The 14,317-nt window shown below is 68.9% G+C and carries 9 protein-coding genes; 3 read left to right on the top strand and 6 right to left on the bottom strand.

What is annotated here, in order from left to right; translation table 11 throughout:
* Positions 1 to 206: 206 nt before the first annotated feature.
* From ACI2JO_RS13280 to ACI2JO_RS13300, 5 genes are all read right to left on the bottom strand, one after another.
* Complete coding sequence (locus ACI2JO_RS13280; protein ID WP_404721172.1) at positions 207 to 2,606, bottom strand: M10 family metallopeptidase C-terminal domain-containing protein; 2,400 nt, start codon at positions 2,604 to 2,606, stop codon at positions 207 to 209.
* A 60-nt stretch (positions 2,607 to 2,666) separates the two neighbouring features.
* The gene (locus ACI2JO_RS13285; RefSeq protein ID WP_404721173.1) at positions 2,667 to 3,242 is read right to left on the bottom strand and encodes a hypothetical protein; all 576 of its coding nucleotides are present in this window, start codon (positions 3,240 to 3,242) and stop codon (positions 2,667 to 2,669) included.
* Between the two features lie 88 nt (positions 3,243 to 3,330).
* Entirely contained in the window at positions 3,331 to 4,893 is a 1,563-nt protein-coding gene (locus ACI2JO_RS13290) for a cryptochrome/photolyase family protein (protein ID WP_404721174.1), read from the bottom strand.
* 70 nt (positions 4,894 to 4,963) lie between these two features.
* Positions 4,964 to 5,341, bottom strand: coding sequence for a GFA family protein (locus tag ACI2JO_RS13295; RefSeq protein ID WP_404721175.1), 378 nt, complete (start codon positions 5,339 to 5,341; stop codon positions 4,964 to 4,966).
* A 17-nt stretch (positions 5,342 to 5,358) separates the two neighbouring features.
* Positions 5,359 to 7,332, bottom strand: a complete 1,974-nt coding sequence (locus ACI2JO_RS13300; RefSeq protein ID WP_404721176.1) for an energy transducer TonB — start codon at positions 7,330 to 7,332, stop codon at positions 5,359 to 5,361.
* Here ACI2JO_RS13300 and ACI2JO_RS13305 point away from each other — a divergent pair.
* Positions 7,331 to 7,804, top strand: coding sequence for a hypothetical protein (locus tag ACI2JO_RS13305; RefSeq protein ID WP_404721177.1), 474 nt, complete (start codon positions 7,331 to 7,333; stop codon positions 7,802 to 7,804). The two genes, ACI2JO_RS13300 and ACI2JO_RS13305, sit on opposite strands and share 2 nt — an antisense overlap.
* Positions 7,805 to 8,169: 365 nt before the next feature.
* On the opposite strand, the gene ACI2JO_RS13310 is transcribed toward ACI2JO_RS13305, so the two are convergent.
* Positions 8,170 to 9,924, bottom strand: a complete 1,755-nt coding sequence (locus ACI2JO_RS13310; protein ID WP_404721178.1) for a chloride channel protein — start codon at positions 9,922 to 9,924, stop codon at positions 8,170 to 8,172.
* A gap of 179 nt (positions 9,925 to 10,103) precedes the next feature.
* On the opposite strand from ACI2JO_RS13310, the gene ACI2JO_RS13315 reads away from it, so the two are divergent.
* Both ACI2JO_RS13315 and ACI2JO_RS13320 read left to right on the top strand, forming a co-directional pair.
* Positions 10,104 to 12,905 (top strand): TonB-dependent receptor, encoded by a 2,802-nt coding sequence (locus tag ACI2JO_RS13315; protein WP_404721179.1) that lies wholly within the window; start codon positions 10,104 to 10,106, stop codon positions 12,903 to 12,905.
* Between the two features lie 124 nt (positions 12,906 to 13,029).
* Positions 13,030 to 14,217, top strand: coding sequence for a histidine-type phosphatase (locus ACI2JO_RS13320; RefSeq protein WP_404721180.1), 1,188 nt, complete (start codon positions 13,030 to 13,032; stop codon positions 14,215 to 14,217).
* The last annotated feature ends 100 nt before the right edge of the window (positions 14,218 to 14,317 follow it).

Below are 14,317 nucleotides of genomic sequence, written 5' to 3' on the forward strand. Positions count from 1 at the left end.
AGCAAAAGGCTGACACCAGGCGGATGTTTTAACAATACCAATCTATTTTATTCGCAAAACCTTTTGATACGATTGGAAAATTTCTTCGCCCTTCGTGGATGTTACTGGTGTGTCGCCAACCCCGACGAAAAGCGGCGCGGGGATTGAGCCCCCGCGCCGTGATTCGTTTTACCGCGCGTGGGCCGATCGGCCCGCGTGCGCCCGGATCAGCCGAAGATGATGTCGGTGATCACGATCTTGTTGTTGGTCTGGATCGAGAAGTCGGCGATCCCGTCGCCGTCCACATCGCCTTCCAGATAGTTCAGGCCGTCGACGCGCACCGTGTGCAGCTCGCCGGCGGTCTTGGTGAAGGCGCCGTCGCCGAGCCACTTGAATGGATCGATCGCGCCGCCGGTCTTGGCGTCGAGCTGGCTGAGGTCGATCTTGTCGACGCCGCGCGTGAAGTCCTTGATCGTGTCCTTCACGCCCAGGCTGACGAAGCGGAAGACGTCCGCGCCATAGCCGCCGGTATAGGTGTTGTTGCCGCTGCCGCCGATCAGCAGATCGTCGCCGTCGCCGCCCAGCAGCGTGTCGTTGCCCGCGCCGCCGAACAGCACGTCGTCGTCGAACACGCCGTCGAGGATGTCGTCACCGTCGCCACCGTACAGCGTGTCGGTGCCGCGCCCGCCGTACAGCTGGTCATTGCCGGTGCCGCCGTCGAGCCAGTCGTTGCCGTCATGCCCGTAGAGGACGTCGTCGCCGGCGCCGCCGAACAGCGTGTCGTCGCCCCCATTGCCGAACAGCTTGTCGTTGCCGGCGTTGCCGGTCAGCGTGTCGGCATTGTTCGAACCGTAGAAGGTGTCGTCGCCGCGACCGCCTTCCAGCGCCTCGATGCTCACGAACTTGTCGCCCTTGGCATCGCCGACGCTGCCGGTGTTCGACATCAGCGACGCGGTGACGCCGATCGTCGAGGTGCGATAGCTGGCGGTGTCGAACCCGCCGTTGCCGATCAGCGTATCGGCGCCCGCGCCGCCGATCAGCGTGTTGGCGGCATTGTCGCCGGTCAGCGTGTCGTTGCCGCGGCCGCCCTCGATCCCCTCGAAATTGAGGTAGATGTCACCCTTGGCATCGCCCGCCGTGCCGCGCCCGGTGAGCAGCGAAACCGCAACCGCGTCCGCCGAGTCACGATAGCTGACGATGTCGGTGCCCGCGCCGCCGTCCAGCCGGTTGGCGACGCTGTTGCCGATGATCGTGTCGTTGCCGCTGCCACCGACCGCATTCTCGATGGTCGCGCCATAGGCGATGCCGACGTTGTCGGTCAGCGCCAGATTGCGCTGCCCGCTGATCAGCTGCGCATAGAGCCGGTCATAGCTGGCCTGATCGATCGGGCCATAGCCGAGCGCGGCGCGATTGGCGTTGACCTGAGCGAACGACAGCCGCTCGCGCACTTCCTCGATCGTCACGCCGCCGATGCTGCTGAGCGAGCCCGGGTTGAGGTTGATCTCCTGGTTGGTGCGATAGCCCGAGGCGTCGAGCGTGTCGTTGCCGCCGGCATCCCAGATCGTCACGATCGGCGCCTTGTTGATCGTGAAGTCGAACACCGACTTGCCGGCGGTCGAGTTGAAGCCATAGATCGTGTCGCCGGTACGCGTGGTGGTATCCGCGCCGTACATCTTCTGCACCGCCAGGATGTCGTGGATCATCGGCGTGCCACCATAGGCATAGGCCATGGTGTTCCAGTCGATGTCGCCCGCGCCGATCGCGCCCGGGTTCCAGTAGGACATGATCGAATAGTTGCGCGCGTCCTGGTAATATTCGGCGCCGTTGGCGTAGTTGACCGCGAAGCCGGGGCCAAAATTGTAATTGCCCGGGTGCGACAGGCCGATCGCATGGCCCAGCTCGTGGGTCAGCGTGTTGAGGCCGTAGCCGCCCGGCGTGAGCTGGAAATTGCTCGCCTGGCTGGCCGAGATCCACACGTCGCCGACCACGCGCTCGATATCGCCATTGACCGTCGCGTCACCGGCATAGACGGTGCCCTGCGGCAGATAGGCATAGGCCTGGGTGTTGGGGGCATTGGCGAGATTGCCGAACGCGATGTCGGCGCGATACGGCGTGTCGACTTCCTTGAACGACACTTTCACGACATCGTCCCAGAAGCTGATCGCCAGCCGCGCGGCGTCCTTCTGCTCGGCGGAGAAGCCGGCAAAGTTGTAATATTCGTCGAAATAATAGGTGTTGCCGTCGGTCCAGCGATACGAATAGCCGTTGTTCGCCAGCTCTTCCTGCGAGGTGTGGAAGCCGAAGGTGATCTCGTTGAGGTTGCTGTCGCTCTGCCGGCCCGGATCGCTGCCGCCGATCCAGCTCGCGCCCGAGCGGTTCAGATAGGCGGCGATCTGGTCCGCCGACCAGATCGCCTTGCCGTTCGCCGCGGTGGTGCCGGCGAGATAGTCGACCGATCCGTGCTCGGCGGTCAGCTTGAGCCCCGCCAGCGGATCAACGAAGCCGACGTCCTTCTGCACCCCGCCGGTGCACGCCGGGCAGGTGCAGGCCACGCCCTTCAGCAATTCGGTCTGATGGTCCGAATGCTGGATCAGCCGCTCGATCTCGGCCGCATTTCCAATCGCCATAAACCCGATTCCCCTCTTTTTGCTCTCAACGATGATGGTCTGGTGGTGAAGCGCCCCGCGTTACGATCGCGGTGGTCGGTCGTTGGGCAGCAGCCGCCCGCGCGGCTTGCTGCCGGCCTGCCAGGGCAGGGTATCGGCGAGCAGCGCCGCGACCGCCCGGTCGAGCGCCGCGGCATCGCCGCCCGCGACGATGCGCGGGGCGGCGGCGAAGAATTGCCCGGATTCTGCGGTGTTGCGGAACGGGCGCAGCGTCAGCGCGATCGCGTCCGCGCCGTTGACGGGCATGACGGTCGCCTGCACCAGCAACGTCACGCGCCCGGCCGCCAGCGTCGCGCTGCCGAGCGGCGCGGCGGCAACGGGCACCGGCGCACCCTTCGCCGCCTGGGTCGCGACCGCGGCGCACAACCGGTCGTGGAGCGCGCCGGTATCGATGCCGCGCGGTGTGTGGACGAGGCAGGTGACGCCAAGCGCCGTGATATCCTGCCAGAACGGCGCGATGTTAGCCGCAGCGGGCGCGGCAGGCTGGCCAGCGGCAGGCGGGCTCGCGGCGTCAGGCTGGGCGCCCGCCTCGGCCGCGAGCAACGCCAGCGACGACGCCGCTGCGATCCCTGCCCCCGACCGATACCCTGCCGCCACTCCCGTCTCCCCCAAGGAGGTTTCGACGGAGACTGTCCTGTCCTGGGGATAGCGTCAATGGGATTTTAACGAATGTCTCACCCGTATTTCACTTCGTTGAAATACGGGCCCATCCTTCCTCTGCCGGCGTCAGCGTGTCGAGGAACGCCGCCGCGCTGGCGCGATATTCCGCGCGCTTCTCCTCGGAGAATCGCCCCCACGTCCCGTACATGTTCCGCATCCGCGCATTGCCCGCGAAGCGCTGCTCGTGGCGCGCCAGGAAGTCCCAGTAGAGCGCGTTGAACGGGCACGCGCCCTCGCCGGTCTTCTTCTTCACGTCATAGCGGCAACGCCCGCAATAATCGGACATCCGGTCGATATACGCTCCGCTCGACACATAGGGTTTCGACGCGATCGCGCCGCCGTCGGCGAACTGGCTCATCCCGATCACGTTGGGCATCTCGACCCATTCATAGGCGTCGAAATAGACGACCAGATACCAGTCCGACACCGCCTGCGGATCGATCCCGGCGAGCAGTGCGAAATTGCCGAGCACCATCAACCGCTGGATATGATGCGCATAGGCCTCGCGCTTCGTCTGGCCGACGCTTTCGGCGAGGCAGCGCAGGTCGGTCTCGCCGGTCCAGTAGAAATCGGGGAGCGGGCGCTTCGCCTCCAGCGCGTTGCGCGTCGCCAGCCGCGGCATGTCCCACCAGTACATGCCGCGCATATATTCGCGCCAGCCGATGATCTGTCGCACGAACCCCTCGACCGCGTTGAGCGGCGCGTCGCCGCGTTCATAGGCCGCGACCGCCGCCTCGCAGACCTCGATGGGGCCGAGCAATCCGAGGTTGATGCTCGAGGACAGGCTGCTGTGGAACAGATAATCCTGCCCCGCGATCATCGCATCCTGATAGCGGCCGAAATCGGGGAGCGCGGCGGCAATGAAATGATCGAGCCCGCTCAGCGCCTGCGTGCGCGTCACCGGCAGCGCGAACGGCGCCAGATCGCCGAAATGATCCGCGAAGCGCTTCGCCACCAGCGCCAGCACCTCGTTGGTGATCGCATCGGGGGCGAAGCGTTCGGGGGCGGGATAGTTCACCCCGCGCGGCGGCGTGTCGCGATTGTCGTGGTCGTAGTTCCATTTGCCGCCCTCGGGCTTGCCATCGGCGGTCATCAGCAAGCCGGTGCGGCGGCGCATGTCGCGGTAGAAATATTCCATGCGCACCTCGCGTCGCCCCTGCGCCCAGGCATAGAAATCGGGCAGCGGGCAGATGAAGCGATCGTCCTCAAAGATTTCCACGGGCAAGCCGGTGCGCAGGCCCCAGTCATCCTGCGCCTGACGCACGCGATATTCGGCGCCCGCGACGGTGCGGATCACGCGCGCATCGTGGCGCACCGCCGCGCGCGCGACCTCGCCGGTAAAGCTGTGCGTGTTGTCGGCCGCGTCGAGCGCGACGTAGTCGACCGTCCAGCCATCGGCGCGCAGCTCCGCGGCGAAATGGCGCATCGCGGAGAAGATCAGCGCGATCTTCTTCTTGTGGTGGCGGACGTAGGTCGCTTCGTCCCACACCTCCATCATCAGCACCACCGCTCCGGCGCGGTCCGCGTCACGCAACGAGGCAAGCGTGTGGGTGAGCTGGTCGCCCAGCACCGGGATCAGGGTGGTCATGGGTCGGGAACGCCCGGCAGCGTTTTTGGGGCTCAGGCGTGACAGCGGTGATCGCAGCGCGGAACACGCCCTATTCCGCGTCGATGATGCACCAGGCGACGCGACGCTGGTCGAACACCTGCACCGTGGGTGAAGGAAAGTCGGCCGACGCAAATGCCCCTGCCGGCACCGAGATCATACCGGGACGCATCTCCACATCGTAAAAGACCGTCGCGCCGCAGGTCGGGCAGAAGTAGTAGACGTTGGTTCGACCGGCGTCGGTCACACGCGCAAAGCGATGGCGGTCGCCCACCGTCTTCACCGCCTCGGCAGGAAAGCTCGCATTCCACGCAAAGGCGCTGCCCGTCCGACGCTTGCAGTTTGTGCAGTGGCAAACGGAGACGCGGTCCGGCTTGCCGGTGCAGCTCGCTCGAAGCTGGCCGCAATTGCATTCTGCCTGCCATTGCACTCCGCTGCCCTCCTTCCTTACGCCGGCGGCACGCCGCCCGGCAGCAGGAAGCGCACCGATTGCTGCTCGCCCGAACAGGCCAGCGCGCCTTCGGGACGGAAGGTGCTGGTGTAGCGGGTGTCGCGGACCATGCCGGCCGCCGCCTCGTCGAAGATGAACGGCGGATAGGCGATCACGCTGCGCGGCGCGACCGTGTGGCCGTCCGCGGCGATGTCATACGCGATCCGCACCCAGCCCTCGAACCCCATCCGGATCGCCTCGGCGGGATAGCTGCTCGGGCCGAAGCCGGCGCGCTTCATCGCGGGTTGCAGCCCGAGCATTGAACATTGCTCGCCGGTCAGCCCGGTGCGTGCGAACACGCCGCTCGCCGCCGCCAGATCGCCCTTCGCCGCGAGCAGATTGGCCTGCTGCAACAAGGCGGCGATCTTCAGCGGATGCTGCGTCGGGAACGACGGTTCGTCGGCAACCGCGCGCAGCAACGCATCGGCGTCGGCGGGCGGGCGCGTGGTGAAGACCGGTTGCGCGATCAGCAGCCGCAGCGTCGCCGCGGTCAACGGATCGCGCGCCAGATCGGGGCGCGCCAGCAACGCGCGCAAGCGCTTGCGCTCGGTTTCGGGCTTGCTGCGGTCGCTGCTGGTGTCGTCCTCGATATCGATATAGCCGCGCACCGCCGTCGGCGCCGCCAGCGCGTCGACCGCGGCGCGGGCGGTGGCATAGGCGCTTGCCTTGTCGGCGTCCGCCTTCACCGGGTTCTTGCCCACCGCCAGCGCGGCCTGCAATTGGTGCAGACGGTCGCCGCTCGCGGTCGCGGCGGTCAGTGCGGCGCGCTGCATCGGCAAGGCGACCGCTGGGGCGCGATCCGCCCAGGCCGGCGCGCCCGCACCCTTTTCGGCCAGCCACGCCTCCGCGGCATCGGCGAGCGGCTTGATCAGTTCCGGCGCGCGATCGGCGACGACGCACCGGATCTCGACCCGCGTCGCCACCCGGAACAACGGCGGGATCTTCGCGGCATCCTCCGCGCGCCACGACCAGTCGCTGACCGCGCGTGCGAAGGCGAGCGCCTTGTCACGCCCGCCGGTGGCATAGATCGGCGCGACCCCCGAAACATGGCCGTCCTCCTCCATCGAGAATTCGACGATCGCCTCGTCCTCCGGCGTCAGCCCGCCCTCCCCGCACGTCGGCGGCTCGATCGCGCCGTGCGAGGTAAACGGCGTGTTCTGGACGCGCCCCGCGCCGGTATAGGCGAGGTACATGCGCGCATTGTCGCGGTCGTTGTTCTTGAGCGCGGCGATCGCGAGGTCCGATCGCGTCGCGATGTCCGATGCGCCGACGCGATTGGTGAGCCCGCCCTGCTTGGTGAGGCTGTCCTTCAGCAGCGCATAGGCGTCTTTCGCGCGCCCCTCGTTGAGCAGCACGCGCGCGCGGATCGTCTGCACCGCGGCGAGGTTCTTCTTGCCGAGATCGGATGCGGCGGCGAGCCGCAGCGCCTCGTCGGCCGCAGCCAGCGCGCGGCCGTCGTGGTCGAACATCGTCATCTGCGCCACCCGGAGCAGCGCCGCGATCCGCGCGGCATCCTTCGACTGCGCGGCGGCGTCGGCATAGGCGGTGGCCGCGGCGGCATAGTCGAAGTCGCGCTGCGCCCGGCGCCCGAGCGCCATCTGCGCCTCATAGACGTCGCCCGCGAAGTCCTCGCCCTTCCCGCGGAGCAGCGGCAACCCGCGCGCGAGCGCCGCCTTGCCCTCCGCGGCACGCGGCCCGTCGAGCAGGCACCGCCCCTTGCGAACGTCGACCGTCGCGGCGAGCAGCGCGTTGCGCTTCGTCGCCCCGCTCGCCTCGAGCTGGTCGAAATAGCGCACCGCCTCGGCGCAGCGCCCGTCGGAGGCGGCAGTGCTGCCTGCGTCGAACAAGGCCTGCGGGCCCGCTGGCGCCGCGGCTGCGGCGGGCGCGGCGGCTTGACCGGCGATCGCCAGCGCGAGCAAAGATATCGACATGAACCCTCCCGTTGCTCCGGCGAACACATCACGGCGCGTGCGCGCTGTCGAGGGGGGATGTAGCCCGCTGCGGCTGGCGGCGCTGGTGCTGGCGCTCGGGGCCGCCGCGCCGGTCGCGGACACGCCGCGCTATCCCGCCGACAGCGTGCTGCTGCTGATCGCGCCGTGGTGTGCGCCGTGCCATGCGGAACTGGCGCGGCTCGATACGATCGCCGCGGCGGCGCGCCCGCGCGCGGTGCGGGTGTTCATGGTCGAGGACGGCGCGCGCGCCGCGGCGATGTGGCGACGCGTGCCCGAGGCCTATCGCTGGACGCCGCCCGATGGCGAGGTACGCCGCTACCGCACCGATGCGCTGGGGCGGGCGGCAGGGCTGCCCTTTGCGATCGCAACCGATGCGCGCGGCCGCGTCTGCGCGACGCGCGACGGGGGCATGGATGCGACGCGGGTGGTAGCGCTGGTGAGAGGGTGCTGACCGCATCTCCCCTTCCTTTCAAGGGAGGGGCTGGGGGTGGGTGGCGTCCGGGTGGTACGGTTGCCGTGGGGGTGCCGGTAGACCGTACCACGAGCACGCCACCCACCCCCGACCCCTCCCTTGAAAGGAAGGGGAGAATCTTTGTTCCGTTTTTGTTCTTTCCTACATGCCCCTAACCTGCTGAGGTGGCAGCAGGAAAGGAGGTCGAGTCATGATGATCGACACGCCCGTGCTGCTGGCGGTGGCCACGATCCTCACCGCGTTGGCGAATGTCATCTGGTCGCTGCGGCGCAAGCCGTGACCGCGTCGTCGTTGCGCGCCGGTGTCGAGGGCCGGTGGGCAGCGACGACGGTCCGCCCCATCCCTCACCGCTCGCCGAAGATCTCGCGCTGGCGCCGGTCGAGTTCCTCGAAATAGCGGCGGCGCGCATAGACTTCGGTCACGATCCCCACCACGCGTCGTTCGTCGTCGACCACCGCGATCTCGTCGGCGACCTCGCTGTCGAACGCCTTGAGCAGCACGTCGATCGGGGTCGCGCGCGTGACCGCCACGTCCTGCAGCGTGAGCAGCCCGGCGAGCGGGGTCTCGGCGGCGACGTCGCTGGCGTGGCCGGCGGCCGTGGCGAGGATGCCGGCGTAATGCTCCTCATCATCGAGCGCGACGACCTTGGTCGCGGTGCCGAGCGGCACTGCGGCGCGGAACTGCCCGACGGTGAGGCTGGCGGGCACCGTGACGACGTCGCGGCGCATGATCCGCCCGGCGGGCAGGTCGCTGGTCCAGCCGATATCCCGCGGGCTGCGCACCCGCGAGCCGCGCAGGTGGAGCCGCCAGGTCGAGAAGGAATAGCCGAACAGCTCGCGCGTGACCGCGCTGGACAGCAATGTCGCGAGCAGCACCACCCCCATCAGCGCGAAATCGTGCGTGATCTCCAGCATCAGGATCGACAGCGTCATCGGCCCGCCGACGATCGACACACTCAGCGCCGCCATCCCGACCAGCGCGGCATCCTGCGGGTCGATCGCCAGCCCGGGCACCACATGGTCGAGCGCCGCCGCGAAGATCTGCCCGACGATCGACCCCAGGAACAGCGACGCGAAGAACAGCCCGCCGCGGAACCCGAACGCCAGCGAGATGACCGACGCCGCGATCTTGAGCGCCAGCACGGTGGCGAGGAAGGCGATCGTCGGGCGCAGCACGAGGTCGAGGTGCAACGCGCCATGCCCCGCCGACAGTGTCTGCGGCGAGACGAGCGCGAGCGGGATCAGCAACACGCCGCCGATCACCGGCCGCCACCTCGTCCAGCGCCCGAGCCGCGCGGTCGCCTGCTCGACCGCCGCGACCAGCCGCATGATGCAAATGCCGAGCAGCGCGCACGCGAGCCCCAGCACCGCGAAGGCGAGATAATGCGACAGCGGAAAGGCGGGCGTCGCGGTGGTCGCGATCAGATAGGGCGCGATGCCGAGCGCGTGCGACAGCGACACCGCGGCGAGCGACGCCGCCAGCACCGGCGCGATCGTCGCCGGGCTGTAGGTGCCGATCACGATCTCGAACGCATAGAAGGCGCCGGTCAGCGGCGCGCCGAACGCGGCGGCGATCGCGCTGCCCGCCCCCGCCCCGACCAGGGTGCGCAGGTCGTTGCGCCGCAGCCCGAGCCACACGCCCAGCAGCGACGCCGCGCCGCCGCCCATTTGCGCATAGGCGGCCTCGAGCCCGACCGACGCCCCCGCGCCGTTGGAGAGGATCGTCTGCGCCGACACGGCGAGGCTGTCGGCGGGCGGAATGCGCCCGCCGTGCAGCGCATTGGCCTCGACGACGTCGAGCGGCGCGGGCACGCGGCGGCGCAGCGCCGCGGTCAGCACGACGAGCAGCAGCCCGCCGAGCGGCAGCGCGAGCAACCGCCACGGATGGTGGATCGCGCCGAGCGCGCTCAGCCGGTTGACGCTGACGCCGTAGAACAGGCTCTGCAGCCCGTGCGCCAGCAGCTGCTGCGCGATCGCGAGCAGCCCGGCGACCGCGCCCGCGACCGCCGCCAGCGCGATGAACGCCGCCTCGCTCTTGCGCAACCGCCGGCGCTGGCGCGCGAGCAGCACGCGGAACGACGGGGAAGCGAACAGCGCCATGGCGTTGCTCAAAGCCTCCTGCGGCGCAGCGTCAATGGCCAATGTTCCGCCACTGCGGCGGCGCACAGCGATGGATTCATAAAAGTTATAGATTGGTGTCATCGAATCGTCGCAGGCCGGCTTTAACGCGACGCCGACGCGGCTTCTGCCGCCCATAAGCACATCATATCGGGGGTTCCATGTTCTCGCATCTTCCGCTGCCGGGTGTCCGGTGGTGTCGGCGTCGTTCGTCCTGCGTCCGTCAGCTGCTGACCTGTTCGGCGCTCGCGCTCAGCCTGCCCGCCGTCGCGCAGGAGCGCGCACCCGACGCACCCGACACCGCGGGACAGACGACCAGTGAGGTGCTGACCGGCGATATCGTCATCAACGGCCGCCGCGATCGCAGCGCGCTCGCCGAAGAGCGCAACATGCCCGGCGTGGTCGACATCATCACCACCGGCGACGTCGCGATCAACTCGCAGACCAACGTCACCGATCTCGCGCGGCGGCTGCCCGGCGTGTCGGTGGCGCGCGATCAGGGCCGCAACCAGAGCGCGACCGGCGAGACGCAATATGCGACGATCCGCGGCTTCGACGCCGGGTTCAACGCCTATACGCTGGACGGCGTGCGCTTGCCGCAGACCGCGGGCAGCGGGCGCGCGATCTCGCTCAACCTGTTCTCGCCGTTCGCGATCGGCGGGCTGGTGGTCGACAAGACGCCGGGCGCGGCGCGTGACGCCGATGCGATCGCGGGCATCATCGACCTGCGCACGCCGACCGCGTTCGATTTCAGCACCAATTTCACGCGCGGCCGCGTGCTGGCGCAGGGCGCGGGGCTCGCGCTCGACCGCCAGCAGGAAGCGTGGGGCGGCGCGATGGGGATCGACGCGGCGCGGCGCTTCGGTGCCGAGCAGCAGTTCGGCTTCTACCTCGCGGGCTATTACGAGGAGCGTGCCAATGCCGCGGAATCGACCGCGGTGCAGAACGATTACAAGACCACCAAGGTCAACGTCGGCACCGCGCGCGCCAATGGCGATGCGCTGTCGGCGGACGGCGTGCAGTGGAACTTCTACAACAACAAGATCAAGCGGTACGGCGCGAGCGGTTCGCTCGACATGCGCACCGACGCGCTCGACCTGTACGCACGCGTCAATTATGCGACGTACCTCAATACCAATACGATGAACCAGACCGGGCTGCGCAACGAGCTGACCAGCGGCCAGACCAGCCCCAACCCGAAGCAGGCGCACAACGGCGGCACCACCACCGCCTATAGCGCGGCGGGGGTCTACAATCCGGTCGGCGTCAACCCGGCGAGCTATTTCCGCACCGAGGACGTCGAGCAGGAATTGTTCTCCGCGCAGCTCGGCGCCAAGGCGCATTGGAACGGCTTCACCGCCGCGCTGGAGGGGGCCTATGCCGACGGCCGCTTCGACCAGCCGAGCCGCATCGAGGCGGCGTTCCGCGGCATCGCCTACGGCAATGCCACGCAGAGCGGCACCGCGACCGAGGCGTGGAGCGTCGACCTGTCCAACCCGATCTCGCCGCGTCCGGTGCTGTCGACGGGCGCGCAGGCCTATGTCGCGTCGCTCGACCGCCCGACGCAGCTCTACGTCCAGCAGGGCTATGACTATCTGAGCGAGCAGAAGAAGACGTTGCGCGCCAGCATCGGGCATGACGGCGACGGCGTGCTGCGCCGGGTCGAGATCGGTGGGCTGTACGAGGATGCGGATCGCACCGGCCGCTCGCTCGCGCCCGACGCGACGCGCTACAGGTTCAAGACCCCGCTCCAGAGCGGCACGGTGACAGGCCCGACGATCAACGAATATCTGGGCTACGTCCTCAAGGACTTCCTCGATTACTATCCGGTCCGCCCGATCAAGGTGCTGTCGCGCGCGCAGCTCGACAGCCAGGCGCGGTTGCTGGTGCCGTCGGTCGCGGTGTCGCAAGCGACGATCAACCAGGGGCTGTTGCAGGGCGAGGAGCAGCGCAAGGCGCTCTACGCCACCGCGACGCTCGCCGCCGGCACGTTCGAGCTGGTGCCGGGCGTCCGCTACGAGGACAACAAATTCTCGGCGCGCTATTATCTGTCCGACGCGGACGGCGCGCGCTTCGTCAACGCCGGTCGCCGCTACGACCATGTCGATCCCAGCGTGCTGGCGGCGTGGCGCCCCGACGAGCGCTTCGTGGTGCGCGGCGCGGTGCGCTCCAGCTATGCGCGTCCGGCATTCGACCAGCTCGCCGGTCCGACGCGCATCACGCGCGACATCGATCCGACGACCGGCCAGTCGGTGATCACCGCGATCAGCCAGCCGAACCCGAACCTGAAGCCGGTGCAGGCGTGGAGCTACGACCTCGGCATCGAATATTACGGCGGCACCGGGCGCTATGCGCAGGTCGCGGTCTATCACAAGGATCTGACGAACATCCTCGTCCCCACCGCGGTGCGCAGCGCCGGCCAGACGATCGACGGCATCCAGTACACGCGCCCCAACAACGGCGGCACCGGCAAGGCGACCGGCATCGAAGCGTCGGGCCGCTTCACGATCGGCGACCTCGTCACCTCACCGCTGCTCAGCGGCGTCGGCGTCGGCGGCAACGTGACGTGGCAGACGACCGAGGCGACCTATCAGATCGCCGCCAACGACATCCGCACCTCGCGGCTGCCGCAGGCGCCCAACCTGATCTACAACGCCGAGCTGTTCTATGCCGCCGGGCCGATGCGCGCGAACCTGTGGTACAATTACACCGGCCGCGTGCTGGCGACCGTACAGGACACGCAGCCCGATATCTGGGTCCAGCCGCTCAAGGAGCTGAACTTCGGCCTCGCCTTCGCGGCGACCGATCATCTCGAGATCGGCGTGTCGGCGCGCAACCTGCTCGACAGCGCCAGCTATTGGACGACGGTCGGCAAGTCCGAGAAATACATCTCGAACGACCGCAACGGCGGCTATCTGAAGACCGGCCGCGTCTTCCAGATCAGCCTGACGATGACGCGGTAAGCGCACCCGTCACTTCCGCCCTCCCGTTGCCCCGGCCTTGCGCTGGGGCCCCGCTTCTTCTGCGACGTTCGGTCAGAAGCGGGGCCCGGCGCAAGGCCGGGGCAACGGCTTGAAGGACCACGCCATGACACTCGCCCGCACCCTGCTCGCCTTCGCCCTCGCGCTCATCCCCACCCTCGCGAGCGCCAGCCCCAGCCCCGAGGTCGAGCGGGTGGTTATGGTGATGCGCCACGGCGTGCGCGCACCGATCGACGGCGAGGTTCCCGCCGGCACGCTGACCGCCGCGCCGTGGCCGCGCTGGCCGGTCGCCGCCGAACAGATCACGCCCCACGGCGCACAGGCGATGGCGGTTCGCGGCCGCGCCGACCGCGCGTGGCTCGCGGCGCGCGGCGTGCTTCCCGCGACCGGCTGCCCCGCGCCCGGCCGCGTGCGGGTGTGGACCAACGTCAGCCAGCGGACGATCGACAGCGGCACCGGCTTCGTCGCGGGCTTCGCCCCCGGCTGCGCCATCGCGATCGGGCACCGCGCAGCGGGCGCGGTGGACCCGCTGTTCGAGGCGCTCCGGGCCCACACCACCGACTTCCGCGCCGCCGAGGCGATCGCCTCAATCGACAGGTTCACCGGCGGCATGGACCGGCTGGTGGCGAAGCACGCCGCCGAGTTGCGGCTGCTCGACCGCGTGCTGGCGTGCGCGCAGCCGACGTGCAGCCCCGGCGCGCCCGCCGCGGTGCGTGCCACCGCCGATGGCCGCGGGATCGAGCTGGACGGTCCGATCCGCCGCACCTCGGGGATCGCGCAGGTGCTGCTGCTCGAGGCCGCCGAGGGGATGCCGCAGCCCGGCTGGGGCCGCGCGACCCCCGACGTGCTGGCGCGGATCGGGCGGCTGCACGCCGCGCTGTTCGACGTCTTCACCCGCGCGCCTTATATGGCCGCGCATCAGGCCGGGCCGCTCGGGCGGCGCGTGCTCGCCTCGCTGACCGCGCCGGACGGCCCGGCGCTCGACCTGCTGGTCGGGCACGACACCAACGTCACCGCGCTCGCGGCGGCGCTGGGGGTCGACCTCGTCTCGCCCGGCTATGCGCGCAACGACACCGCGCCGGCGGGTGCGCTGGTGATGGAAGTGCTCCGCGACAGCGCGGGTGCGCGGTTCGTGCGCCTATCCTACCGAACCCAGACCCCCGCCGAGCTGGCGCGGCTGGGCAGGCGCGTGACGACGACGCCGATGACGGTACCAGGCTGCACCCGGCTGTGCCCGGTCGATCGCTTTGCGGCGCTGCTGGACGCGCGGCTCGCGCCGGCGTGGCGCGGCTGACCGCTGCCGCACACCGCAAGATGGGACAGTCAAATACTGTATAATATATTTGTCATGTAGCCCTTTATATGCTTGAAGAGACTCAGAAAAGATCTGGGGG

The organism is Sphingomonas sp. NPDC079357 (assembly GCF_044901155.1).
Taxonomy (GTDB): Bacteria; Pseudomonadota; Alphaproteobacteria; order Sphingomonadales; family Sphingomonadaceae; genus Sphingomonas.